Raw genomic sequence first — 11,653 nt, forward strand, 5'->3', positions numbered from 1 at the left:
CACGAAGAACTAGTAAAAATAATAAACAGCAGCTATAATTCGTCCCCTGTTGGGGCGTTAGCTCAGCTGGTAGAGCAGCGGACTCTTAATCCGTAGGTCGTGTGTTCGAATCACACACGCCCCACCAACAGTATTCGGGTAAGGAAATCAAGCACTTGCGAGTCATCGCGGTGCTTTTTTTTCGTCTGTACGGTAAGGCAATTTGGGCAAAAACTGCCCTTTGCCGGAAAACTGCCGGAACAGGAAAATCCAGACCAAGCGTTTCATCAACAATTGGAGAATCTGGAATGGCCTATATCAAACAACGTGGCGCTTATTGGAGAGCGGAAGTCCGCCGCAAAGGACGTAAGCCCGTATATCGCACGTTCGATACCCAAAAATTGGCCCAGCAATGGGCGCGACAGATCGAGTCGGAAATGGATTCTGGTCTATACATCGATAGAACCGAGGCGGAGCGAACTACCTTAAAAGAGGCCTTAGAGCGCTATCGCCGTGAAATTGTCCCAATGAAGGGGCATCCATATCAGGAAAGCCGTCGTATTGAGCGTTGGCTTCAAAATGATCTCGCGTATCGTACGCTGGCCAATCTCCGTGGGGCTGACTTCGCTTGCTATCGTGATGCAAGACGTGGTGATGGTCGCGCTGAAAATACGATCAGGCTTGAACTGCAGCTGATAAATCATCTATATGAAATTGCTCGCAAAGAATGGGGAATGGAAGGGCTCGCCAATCCACTGAAAAATATACGTAAACCGGGTGGTAGTCGCGCACGCGATCGACGCTTGCAAGCTGGGGAGTGCGAGTTGATCTGCGCAAGCCTACAGGCCAGCAGCAATCCTTATGCGGCACCTGCCTTCGAACTTGCTATTGAAACGAGCCTGCGACAAGGTGCACTTTTTTCGCTTCGTTGGGAGTGGATCGATTTTTCTGCTCGTATGATTCGTGTCCCGGTAGATGCTCGGGGGGCGGAAAACAAAAGCGTGCCTCCAGTCCTACCAATTTCGACCAGGGCGGCAGCAACATTATTGAACATTCATCCTAAAGATGAACAGGGGCAGTTGGTATTGCGCCCAACGGGACTAATTTTAAATACCACGACAAACGCAGTTATCTGTGTGTGGAAACGCACAATGGCAAAGCTCGCTATCGCGGACCTTCGATGGCACGATCTGCGGCATGAGGCAACGTCTCGTCTGTTTGAAAAGGGATTTCACCCAATGGAAGTTGCTAGTATTACTGGTCATAAGAGCATGCAGATGCTCAAAAGATACACGCACTTAAAACCGGAAAGTTTGCTGGCTAGATTGGGATAGCCAAGAATTTTCCTTGTGTGCAGCGAAGTGGATCAGCTGCTTACGTAATGCGTACTTTGGCGCTGCTGCGCAAGTTGACGCTCAAAGAAAAAGGCCCTGCTATGCAGGGCCTTCAAAAACTGGGGGCTTGAGCCATTTGGATTGAGCAGTTCAACTGCCGCTTCCGCCCGGGTCGCGCCCCGCATAGACGGTTAGTCAACACTTTATTGACTGATAAGGCATAATACGCCGCATGCTCACATTTGTCAATCCGCTTGAGAAAGTTGCTGTAGTACGACTCCTAGAGTTTCTCTCGGAGCGGAGGCCTTGGTATCGATCCCTGTGGGGCATTGGCGTCGTGTTGGCCATGGAAGAGCTGTACGAGGCCTGTGCGGCCATGAGACAAGGGCATTTGAGCGAAGCCGCGATCAAGCGGATGGCCTCCTCGCTCCAGAAGCGGGTCGGCGTGCATCCTGCTTTGACTGAAGCCGAAAAACAGTTTCTTCGTCAGCAGGTGCAGCAGGTGCCGCGCGCCGACGGGGCGGCACACTTCGGGATTCGTGAGCTCTCCGTTCGCATCTCCACCGACTACCTGACGCGATGGGGAGGGGCAGTCGCCGCCGGCAGGTTCACTGTCGAACACTTCGCACGCAGCGTCGCTGCTCACCTGCTCGATGCGGGCTTCGCCGGACAATACCTGCACGACTTCATCAAGGCTCGGCTGAATACGCCTGAGCCGATCTCCCTGTCGCAGCTCTGCGATGCGCTGCAGGCAGAGATGTTCGCGAGCCCTCGCCGGGAGTTCGATGTGTTGCTAGCGTTCAACACCATCCCGGCGCTGCCCAACGGCGTACCCCCCTCGTGGCTGCAGGGTGCGGCGATCACTGCGTGGCTAAAAGAACACAGTTTCGACACAGCCGGAGTACGCTCCCCCGTGGCTATGGTACTCAAGGTGCAAGCCAGAGATGCCATTGGTGCGGCACAGGCGGCACGAAACGAGTCTGATCGTTACGCCGCTCGCGCCTTGATCGCCACCGGCGAGCCGCTCAACCGTACTCCAATGCTTTGGGTAAAAGGCAGTGCCACGCCTGCGCCCATGAAAGAGGACTCCCGAGGCGTAGACGTGAAGGAACTGTTTCGCGAGGACCGCGTTTTTTCTACTGATGCGAGCCAGAGCGTGGACGCTGCGCTGGAGCTGCTGGCCCACTTGGAAGGTAGTTCTCCGCCTGCGGCGGTTGCGGGCGGCTGGGGTGCTATCGAGGGGTTGCTCGCCGATCCGAACGACCGGGCTACTGCCGCGGACAATCTCGCTACGTTGGTCACGTGCTCTTTCCCGCGTGCTGAACTCACGGCATTGTCCTATCGCGCTCAGCGTACGCATCCCGAGCAATGCCGGGAGCTTGGTGGGGCGCAGACCAATCGCGAGCGCTCTCGCATACTGGCTAAAATGATCATCGATGGACGCATGCCGGAGATGCCCGGCGTGGCCGACCAAGCGGCGGTCGCTCGGCTTAAGAAACTGCTCACCAACCCTGGTCCTGAGCTGCAGACCGTCCGGGAAGCGATCGGCGAGTCCTTTCACCGGCTTTACCGGCAGCGCAACCTTATTCTTCACGGGGCCCGGCTCGATAGCGTAGCACTCACGGCCAATCTGCGCACTGTAGCCAAGCTTGCCGGCGCTGGGATGGATCGCGTCACGCACGGGCACTATGTCCAGGGCCTGAGACCAATGGAGCTGGTCGCGAAGGCTAACCTGGCTCTCGCGCTGGTTAGCCGCGAGTTGCCGTTGGGGTGCGTGGATCTGCTTGAAGCCAGTTGAGCCGCTGCGCGACGGCCAATGTCCGCTTCAACTTGCGGAGCGACGTGTACATCGAAGGGCCGAAACGCGTCGCTTACTGCCGGTCGCACAATGCTATCAGTCAGTCATTCACTGACCGTAAGGTCAACGCCATCAGGGTAGGTCAGCACCGGCCATAAAACGCTGCAGATGCTAAAACGCTACTACCATCCCCGAGCCAAAGACCAAGCAAAGAAACTGGGTTAATCAACGATCTGCTCGCGGCCGCATCGTCGCTGGCCGGGTCGGCCGGCCAAAACGCTCCTACATGCGCCCATGACACGTGTGGGTGCCCTTCGGGCATCCGGGCCTTCGCCCGGACTCAAATCGCCCACACCGGCAGTCCACCGCCCGGGAGGCTGGCAAGGTCAGAATTGCCGTTCTTACGCGTGCGACTTGATTTTGGATTGCTAGGTGTTGCGTACAATCCTCATTTTAGGATTGTCTATACGCTAGGGAGGAATGCAAATGGAATTGTTAATTCAAAAGTGGAACATCAAGCAGGCCAAGGCACTTTGGATGGAATGGAAACGGAGGCAAGTATGAACAAATTGAAAGGTGTCGTCTCGCACCACGAACGAGAAATCGCCGAACTGAGCGCCGATCGCGAATTGGCGGTCGAGTATTTGAAGGCAGCAATGGAGTCGCTCGATAATCCCGATGATCGTGCTGCTGGCTTGCTGGCGCTTCGCACTGTGGCTGAGGCCTATGGCGGACTTGCGGTAGTTGATGTACCCCCTGACCTCCATTAGATCGTGTGAACTACCGCCAGACTCGAATATGGCAAGCCTAGTCCCTTCCCTCCATAACAAGGAATTCGAAATATGAACTACGATTTTTGGCTAAGGTCCGCAGCACTCTTGCTTACCGCGATAACTTCACTAATACCCGTTTTGTATGGACTAAGTCACATACGGCGTAGCCAGCTTCGGGAAGACTTTAAGTTCGCGTTGCTGTTTTTTAAGGAAATAGAGACATCGCCAAATATGCACCCATTTCTTAGAGAGAAAGGCCTACAAGCCCTCGCCGGGGATTCGAAGCTGAGCACTGCTGAGGTCGAATATGTTCTAAATAAGCTCAGGAATCCGGTCCGCTCACTCAATGATTATGTGTTTGGCCGTGGCTATTTGGAGCACTTCACCACCGCAAGCGAAGCCCAGATCTCTTTCAGAAAGAAATACCTAAAGAAAAGAAATCGACTGATAAGAAAAGGATTCTACCTGCTGGCATATATTGGCTGTTTTGCGCTTGCGTTTTCACCGATATTGTTACCAGCAACAGCGTGGCATACGTCCCTACAAGCCATTTCAACACTTGCATTTACAGCGGCCGTCTTCGCACCATTGTCGTTTTTGTCTTTGCGAGAAGGCGTCAGAATCGCAAGAGCGGAAGCGCTAGTAAAGGCGCAGCAAGAAAAAATGGGACAGGCATCAATCTTCAAGCTTAATCGAGCGTAGAGCTTTTCGCGGCCATCCAAGTCATCCAGCCCATGTGGGCTGCGATCGCGTCATGCAAAGCGTGGTGCCGAGGGCGAACAGGTGCGGCAGCGTGATAAACGTTTACCTTGGCCGAAACGAATGATCTTCGTCCGGATCGTTCGGCTCTGGTGATTGTGAACCATCCAATTCGGCAATGATGTCCCGCACTGATGCTGGAAAAATCATTCTTGATTCATCCGCGAACGATAGGTGCGGTAGTTTCTCCCTGATCATCTCTGATAGAGCCATCGCTTGCATGCCGTCGCGATTTTTTTTCAGTGGGCCCCGGTCTGGCTGACGGCTCATCCACAGTTTATAGATGGCAAACGCGCGTGGATCTGGCATCACCATCAGAGCAGGATAGCCATCGTTACCGATAACGGTTGCCTCAAACTTCTGGCTGGCCAATAACCATTTCAGGCTGGGAATTTCAGCTGCAGTGAGCTCGTCTTGCGCACCAATTTTTGAGGATTCATTCTTCCAGGCTGGGGTCTGTGCAGGCTTGATCAAGTCCACGATGAAGCCATACTTGTTGATATAGGAGTTCTTTTTGATAGGCTCAAAACTCCTGTCGACTTTGCGCAAGAGGTCCATGAATCCATACTCACGGACATCGCTGCCGGCCAACTTTAACGATGATCTGGCGTCCCATAGGAAGTCGCAATCCGTTGTCCCCATTAATGAGCCATCAATGAAACACCCGGCCGCCGCCTCATAGCCATACAGGGCGTTGGTGCCGATCACCATCATGTTTTTCCCGATCATCCCCTGCTCGTCGAGCTTTCGTAACAGCTTGGCGACGACATTCGGTACTCGGTTTATGCCCACGGCCTTAGCAACACCGCTCATTTCCTTGATTCTTGCGGAAAGAACGTTCAGGCGCTCAATAGTGCGCGTCTTCCCTTCCTGGAACTCCTGAAGCACAGCCTCTGTAGTCGGATTTCTCGGTCCCAGGCCTTTCATGCCGCCGGTTCGGTTGAGCGCTTTGATCAAATAATCCGATCCATTCACGTTCTTCCATCGCATCCCACCCACATAATTTGCCTGGTACTGCGCGGACACCACGCGCCAAGCATCAAATATTTGCCGGATATCAATGGAATTTTTGGCTTGCAATGGGGAAAGCTCTTCGAAGTGACTGCCCATATTTGGTTTTCCTCTCATTTTATCTAATTATGTATTTTGAGAGGAAATTGTGTGTTCATAGATTACGCGGCCGTCTTCGTCGGTGATACCGCAGAAGCCAACGCCGACGGCATCAAATCCCAAGCGCTCGCGGTGGCTGCTGTAATCCAGGCGGTCATGGTGGTGGCCGTGGAAGGCCGCACGCACGCCCAAGCTGCGCGCCAGTTCGTCGATCTGCGCGAAGCCGTGGGGGTGACAACTCGGGGCTTCGTGCGTCACAAGGATATCCGCTTGCTGACCCACCAGTCGAAAATAGTCGCTGGGGAAAATCGTGCTGCGGTGCTTCCGCGGCAATCCACCACGCCACAGATTGCCTTTGCCGCATCGAGCAGCAAAATCATCGGGCGTCTCGAATGCGAATTGCCCGGGTGGTGCCCATACTTGCCCGCGAAAGATGCCGCCAAGACCTGCGACTCGCACGCCGGCAATGTCTACAACGCGGCCGTGTAAGTTGCGATCAGCCAGAGTCGAGCCGAAAAGGTGATCGTAATCTGAGTTCGTATCGGTATCATGGTTACCGGGTATCCACCACACGTCGGTCAGGTCGAGGATCTGCGCCAGGACGTGTTCAAGCGGCTGCTGGAGCTGCAGGTCGCCCAAGAACACCACGGCGGCCGGCTTGTGCTCCATGACCGCGTTGATGACATGTTGAAAGCGTCCATGCACGTCGCCGCAGAACCAAATTCGCCCCATAAACGTTCACCTTTCTTATATCCAGTTCCTGCAAATATTCACCTTACCTTTCAAATGGCTGAAAACTCAGGTGCCCCCCGTAGAATCTCACCTAAATCGCCCTCGGCCGCAGCAGCCATATTCGAGACGAACAAGTCGAATGCAGCTACATTAGCAGGGAAAATAGACAGCCGTCGTCTCTGATGATCAATGGTCTTCCGTAATTTTTCTGGGGCTCTCAGGGCGTGCACGGTCCTGTTGAGGGCGGGCCGCAACATAACTGTCAGCGCCTTTGTAAAGGCAGGATGACTGTCCTCCAGATCGGGGTCCACTTCATGGAGTAAATCCGAAATCAATCGGGATGATACGATAGCGTTAGCCATGTGTTACCTCCTTATCAGGTGACTTTTGGTTAGGCTAGTCAACGGTGGCTGCCGTTGACTAGCTGCTTTTAACTGCTTTTAACGCAACCTCGTTTGGTTCAATGAAGTTGTTTGATTCTCGGTGAGCTTTTACAGGGGGCGGCGTTTGTCAAACTACCTGTCGCGCCATCTCAAGCCGGTTATGCCAAGATCGCTTGCAATCGCGCAAACATCCGATAAATCTACTGAGAGGGACTTACCGAATAGGTGTCGCTGCTAATGGCAACGGCATCATCTCTGCCATCGCTCGTTTGCAAGCCACCTGCGCCACCTGCGCCTCTTGCTGAACCTTCATTGCACATTCCGCATCGTTCGTCGGGCATGGATTGGGATTTTTCCTAGCTTCCTCTCCGGCCGATCGACATTTCTGCGCGTCTGGACTCTGCGTTTGTGGCGCGACTCCATCGGCCAAAGCGGCCGCGCTGGCCAGCGCGAGCGCCAGGAGCAAAGTTACGGTTTTCATCGTCATGCTGTTCCCCCATCCGTTAATGTCGTCATGCCGAATTTCTCTGCAAAGTGAAGTCTGGGTGTTTACCCGCGAGTAGCATCAACATATGCCATTCGCCAAGTGATAAGGCTCGACCACTCGGACCTGATTCCTCCTTTTTTTGCCATCCTCGAAGTTGATAACCGAAGAACTGAGCTGCACCCGCTTGAGTTAAATTCGCGGCTACACGCATCGCTTTCACTTGCGCTGGGGTTGGCAGTTCACTAATCACGCGATCGCAGGCATGTAATAGGAGGCACAAGCTCCGGCAAGGACTTTGCCTCACCGTTGTTTGAATGATTAATCATTGTGCTTCCTTTGCCATCTAAAACCGGAGGCTCGGTTATCGGAAATCGATATGCTTACAATACGCCCATTTGGGCGCAATACAAGAATTATTTTAGCTTTTTTGATTTTGCGCCGTTAATAGTGAAGCCAATCGGCAACCATATACTATCAACCGTGACGGGCCGCAATAGGCAGAAGCTGACTTTCTCTATAGCTAGCAAGTTCAGAAATGAGGAAATAATGCGTATATTTTTAGATGATGAACGTGCGACACCGGAAGGATGGATTCGGGCGTATTGGCCTGATGAGGTTATTGCTTTGCTAAATGCAGGCGGGGTGACTGAACTCAGTCTTGACCATGATCTTGGAGATGACACACGCGGTACCGGTTACGACGTCATAGTCTGGATAGAAGAAGCAGTGGCAACTCGAGATTTCCATCCCCCAAAAATTTCGGTCCATTCTGCGAATGCATCGGCACGCGAAAAAATGCTTGCCGGAGCTCGATCAATTGAAACACTCGCGAAACGTTTCTTGTAAATGTCCACAGTCAAACCTGACGGTCGCTCAGCGATGATTCACCGGCTGCGTGCTGCCCGTGACAACAAGCATCGATCGGTCCTTCACGAACCGTAAGGTCAACGCCCTCAGGAAAGGTCAGAACCAGCACAGTAGGTAAGCCAGACCCGGCGCAGCGATCAATTCGCCCCAGCGCCTGCATCCAGAATGCGATCACCAATAATAATTTTACATTCCCCAAAAAATGGAAAATCCGCACGACCAAAGTCGAGCAGTTTGGTTTTCAACTAAAAACAACACATCATAAAAAAATTCCAAAATTTCTTCCACGTGATCTAAATTATTTTTCGCCGGCATCCGCAAAAAACAGGGTCAACGTGACTCAGGTCCTGAAGAATTTGTGTCAATGTGACCCGGATATGCAAAAATTTTACGCACGCCAGAGTCACGGTGACGCTGATAACGCAAATGTGCCATCGACAGGGTCAATGTGACCTCGCTTTTATCTATTTCGACATCAACTAGGGTCACTGTGGCTCATCTTGTTTTGTGGTGGCATCTAACCTTATATTGATTGCTCAATCTGGTTGGTAGCAAGGTATAACTCCGTATTACGCCTGCTACGCACGCTCCATACGGAGTTGACCTTGCCCTGCGGGGCTGGCCGGGACGCTGCGCTCCCCCGGCCTTTATTTTGGGATCTTTCACTATATGGCGATGACGGATAATAACGACGATGGGCTGCGGAAGGTAGTTGCGATCCGGCTCGCTAAAGCCGAGCGTACGCTAATTGAGCGCAAAGCGGCGGAGGCCGGATTGCTGCTAGCCACATACATACGTGAGGCTGCGTTGCGTGCGGTCGTCGTGTCTGCGAAATCAGATATCCCAGAAATCAACAGAAACGCTTGGGCCTTGTTATCCCGTCTCTCCGCAAATCTGAATCAGTATCAGGCCGCGATAAATGCGCGCCAGGCGACGAGCTATCCACCCCAAATACTAAGAGAGGTGCGCGACCAGGTGCAGGCGTTACGGCGCGATTTGATTGGCAAGAGAGGCAGCGATGAAAGCCAAGATTAATCGCGGCAACGGTTTTCGTGGTGTGCTGGAATATGCCTTTGGCCCAGGCAAGTACAACAAGCTTGATCGCGCGGAAATCGTTGGCGGGAACCTAGACGGAATGAACCCGCGTGAGCTGGCGGCGGAATTTGCTGTGTCTCGCCGGCAGCGGCCGGAAGTAAAAAATCCGGTGTGGCATTGCTCGCTGTCTCTCCCCAAGGGCGAGCGACTGAACAGCATCAAATGGCACCAAGTCTGCGAGCGTTATTTACAGCTCATGGAGATAGATACGGACAATCACATGTGGGTCGCAGTTCGTCACGACGATACCGACTATGACCATGTGCATATTGTGCTGAGCCGAATAGGTCTAGATGCGAAGTTGTGGCATGGGCGGAACGACGTGAAAGCCGCGATTCAATCGACGCAAGAGCTGGAACGAGAGTTCGGGCTGCGAATCACTCCTGGATTTGACGACGAAGCCGCAGCGGCAAAGCGGGAGCATCGAGGTGAGCGCGAGAAAAGGAACCGCACTGGGCAGACCTCGCTTAAAGAGCGGATGCAAACAATCCTGAATAAAGCGATACAAACCGTCGGGTTCGACGCGTTTGTGGAAGCCTGCCAGGCAGCCGGCCTCGAGTTGCTACCCAATGTGGCCAGTACCGGGAAAATGAATGGCTTCTCGTTCCGGCTCGATGGCGAGATAATGAAGGCTTCAGATCTGGGGAGCAAATACAAGTGGGCGAAGCTGGCTAAGACAACAGGCTTTGATCCATCCCAGCATATGCCCATGATCCATGCGCTAGTCGTTGCGATGAAGAAGCGAAAAGAAAGCGAGCCTGAGGCGACCTTGTGCGCAACGATGACGGCCGAACCAAAATCAGAAAAAAGCAGAAGTCGAACTATTGATTTGCTGTTTATTCGTCTTGAAGGCGGCACCTACGCCTGGAAAAAAGGTCTCTCGCCGGCGTTTTTCGATCTTGGCCATAGGATACGGTTTGACCGAGCGCCCGATGTGGCGGTGAAGGCCGCTTTACAGCTCGCACGAGAGAAAGGATGGACGGAGGTGGTGGCTACGGGCTCAATCGATTTCCGTCGGAGGGCTTGGCTGCAAGGGCAGATTTTGAACGTCAAGGTCACAGGATACGAACCGACAACGGATGATTTTCTTTTACTCGTTGAACGACGGTGTGATTTGGCTATTCGGATTGCGCAGAAGGAGAAAGATCCATTGATTCGGCAAATTCTCATTGTCAAGGCACGGGCTGAGGAAGAGTTTGCGGCACATCGTGCAAAATACGGGGAAATCCCATCTACGGAAATCGCCGACGATACAATTCAGGTGGATCAGAGGAATTTTGTTGAAAACCACGCCGACGAAGAATATCACCAGATCAAGAAAAGAGCCTCAGCGAGCTGGACCACATTGAAGAAATCTCAAGCTACAGGATTCCTATCAAAACTGCTGAATAGCTCGATGATATTGGCCAAAACAGAGAATGAGCTAGACTGGGCAACTTACCTCGCTCATTGCCGACGAATCATCGCCACCGCTAGCGCCGACCGCACGCGATTGGGGTTAGTGGTAGGAGAATTGTCACATTTTCTGCGAGAGTGTCGCGCAAAGCGAATGCCGACTGAGCTTCAGGATGCAATTGAAGGTAAGGTAAGCGCAAAACCACATATAGAAGCGGTGGCTAAGGTAGTGCGTCAAGACAGACATGATACGCAGTCGACCCAGATAAATTATGTTGATCGAAGTCCCCCGGAATCCCATGGCCACGGTCACTCACCAACATCGGAATCTGACCGGTCTAGCCATCGATTGTGATAATGTATTTATGTTAGTAAATATTGTATGTAGTTCACTTGGAGATCGGGCATGGCCAATACTGATTCCGGAGGATTTTGGATTGCTCGCGGTCGTGCAGATCGAGCGGATGCTGCTGCGGCAATTGGTAAATGGGAGGCCCAATCCAATCGCTTGAAGGCAGAACTCGATCAGGCGACAAAAAAAGTGATCTTCACTGATGCACAAGTAGACGGTGAGGCTGCGTTGCGCCGGAAATTGGAAAACGAGTTGCGGAAAACTAATCCAAACCATGAACTGCTACGCAAAGACATACAACGTCAAGTCAAAGCTGATGCCATGGCAATTAAATTGGAACAGCAGGGATATCGGTACGACACGAAGACCTTAGTTGTTTCTAAGATCCGATAAATTGTATTTGACCGGATCCATTCGTCGATATAGTGACCATTCGAAACAGGTGTCGGTGGTCTATGAAAATAATTGCGCTGCCGCCGCCACTTATCCGCATTAATCGACGCCATCCAATCGCCTCCCCCGCTAGATTAAAACCTCGCATGCCGGCTTGAGAATTTGTGTATATTGCGAATAGGCAAGATACTATCCT

General features: G+C 52.7%; 11 protein-coding genes, 1 tRNA gene and 1 pseudogene. 9 read left to right on the forward strand and 4 right to left on the reverse strand.

Annotated elements, in window-relative coordinates; genetic code table 11:
• The first annotated feature begins 51 nt into the window (after window positions 1-51).
• The 5 genes and pseudogenes from AC07V8_RS22415 (at window position 52) to AC07V8_RS22435 (ending at window position 4,586) form a co-directional block, all read left to right on the forward strand.
• Window positions 52-127: transfer RNA gene (locus AC07V8_RS22415), tRNA-Lys, on the forward strand.
• Between the two features lie 28 nt (window positions 128-155).
• Window positions 156-1,313 carry a tyrosine-type recombinase/integrase gene (locus tag AC07V8_RS22420; RefSeq protein ID WP_494680270.1) on the forward strand — a complete coding sequence of 386 codons (1,158 nt, stop codon included), beginning with the start codon at window positions 156-158 and terminating at the stop codon, window positions 1,311-1,313.
• A 346-nt stretch (window positions 1,314-1,659) separates the two neighbouring features.
• Window positions 1,660-3,111: an integrase gene (locus AC07V8_RS22425; protein WP_494680271.1), complete on the forward strand. Its 1,452-nt coding sequence runs from the start codon at window positions 1,660-1,662 to the stop codon at window positions 3,109-3,111.
• A gap of 560 nt (window positions 3,112-3,671) precedes the next feature.
• Window positions 3,672-3,857, forward strand: a pseudogene (locus AC07V8_RS22430) (transcriptional regulator); the annotation flags it as partial.
• A gap of 96 nt (window positions 3,858-3,953) precedes the next feature.
• A complete protein-coding gene (locus AC07V8_RS22435) occupies window positions 3,954-4,586 on the forward strand; it encodes a hypothetical protein (protein WP_494680272.1) in 633 nt (210 codons plus the stop codon).
• Between the two features lie 102 nt (window positions 4,587-4,688).
• Here AC07V8_RS22435 and AC07V8_RS22440 read toward each other — a convergent pair whose 3' ends face one another.
• From AC07V8_RS22440 to AC07V8_RS22455, 4 genes are all read right to left on the reverse strand, one after another.
• Window positions 4,689-5,753 (reverse strand): GSU2403 family nucleotidyltransferase fold protein, encoded by a 1,065-nt coding sequence (locus tag AC07V8_RS22440; protein WP_494680273.1) that lies wholly within the window; start codon window positions 5,751-5,753, stop codon window positions 4,689-4,691.
• A 27-nt stretch (window positions 5,754-5,780) separates the two neighbouring features.
• Window positions 5,781-6,485, reverse strand: coding sequence for a metallophosphoesterase family protein (locus AC07V8_RS22445; RefSeq protein ID WP_494680274.1), 705 nt, complete (start codon window positions 6,483-6,485; stop codon window positions 5,781-5,783).
• Window positions 6,486-6,535: 50 nt separating this feature from the next.
• The gene (locus AC07V8_RS22450) at window positions 6,536-6,847 is read right to left on the reverse strand and encodes a hypothetical protein (protein WP_494680275.1); all 312 of its coding nucleotides are present in this window, start codon (window positions 6,845-6,847) and stop codon (window positions 6,536-6,538) included.
• 235 nt (window positions 6,848-7,082) lie between these two features.
• The gene (locus AC07V8_RS22455; RefSeq protein WP_494680276.1) at window positions 7,083-7,355 is read right to left on the reverse strand and encodes a hypothetical protein; all 273 of its coding nucleotides are present in this window, start codon (window positions 7,353-7,355) and stop codon (window positions 7,083-7,085) included.
• 336 nt (window positions 7,356-7,691) lie between these two features.
• Between AC07V8_RS22455 and AC07V8_RS22460 the strand changes: the two genes are divergently transcribed.
• From AC07V8_RS22460 to AC07V8_RS22475, 4 genes are all read left to right on the forward strand, one after another.
• Window positions 7,692-8,201 (forward strand): cyclic-phosphate processing receiver domain-containing protein, encoded by a 510-nt coding sequence (locus AC07V8_RS22460; RefSeq protein WP_494680277.1) that lies wholly within the window; start codon window positions 7,692-7,694, stop codon window positions 8,199-8,201.
• 690 nt (window positions 8,202-8,891) lie between these two features.
• Window positions 8,892-9,257 (forward strand): plasmid mobilization protein, encoded by a 366-nt coding sequence (locus tag AC07V8_RS22465; protein WP_494680278.1) that lies wholly within the window; start codon window positions 8,892-8,894, stop codon window positions 9,255-9,257.
• Window positions 9,241-11,067, forward strand: a complete 1,827-nt coding sequence (locus AC07V8_RS22470; protein ID WP_494680279.1) for a relaxase/mobilization nuclease domain-containing protein — start codon at window positions 9,241-9,243, stop codon at window positions 11,065-11,067. The genes AC07V8_RS22465 and AC07V8_RS22470 overlap by 17 nt, the downstream gene beginning before the upstream one ends.
• 51 nt (window positions 11,068-11,118) lie before the next feature.
• A complete protein-coding gene (locus AC07V8_RS22475) occupies window positions 11,119-11,457 on the forward strand; it encodes a hypothetical protein (RefSeq protein WP_494680280.1) in 339 nt (112 codons plus the stop codon).
• Window positions 11,458-11,653: the final 196 nt, after the last annotated feature.

The sequence above is a fragment of the Collimonas sp. GW821-FHT02H07 genome (assembly GCF_059421505.1).

Bases quoted from the DNA above. Each gene is read 5' to 3' on its own strand.
- AC07V8_RS22445 (WP_494680274.1), bottom strand. From the start codon at position 6,485: ATGGGGCGAATTTGGTTCTGCGGCGACGTGCATGGACGCTTTCAACAT.
- AC07V8_RS22455 (WP_494680276.1), bottom strand. From the start codon at position 7,355: ATGACGATGAAAACCGTAACTTTGCTCCTGGCGCTCGCGCTGGCCAGC.
- AC07V8_RS22435 (WP_494680272.1), top strand. From the start codon at position 3,954: ATGAACTACGATTTTTGGCTAAGGTCCGCAGCACTCTTGCTTACCGCG.
- AC07V8_RS22425 (WP_494680271.1), top strand. From the start codon at position 1,660: ATGGAAGAGCTGTACGAGGCCTGTGCGGCCATGAGACAAGGGCATTTG.
- AC07V8_RS22475 (WP_494680280.1), top strand. From the start codon at position 11,119: ATGGCCAATACTGATTCCGGAGGATTTTGGATTGCTCGCGGTCGTGCA.
- AC07V8_RS22470 (WP_494680279.1), top strand. From the start codon at position 9,241: ATGAAAGCCAAGATTAATCGCGGCAACGGTTTTCGTGGTGTGCTGGAA.
- AC07V8_RS22440 (WP_494680273.1), bottom strand. From the start codon at position 5,753: ATGGGCAGTCACTTCGAAGAGCTTTCCCCATTGCAAGCCAAAAATTCC.
- AC07V8_RS22450 (WP_494680275.1), bottom strand. From the start codon at position 6,847: ATGGCTAACGCTATCGTATCATCCCGATTGATTTCGGATTTACTCCAT.
- AC07V8_RS22465 (WP_494680278.1), top strand. From the start codon at position 8,892: ATGGCGATGACGGATAATAACGACGATGGGCTGCGGAAGGTAGTTGCG.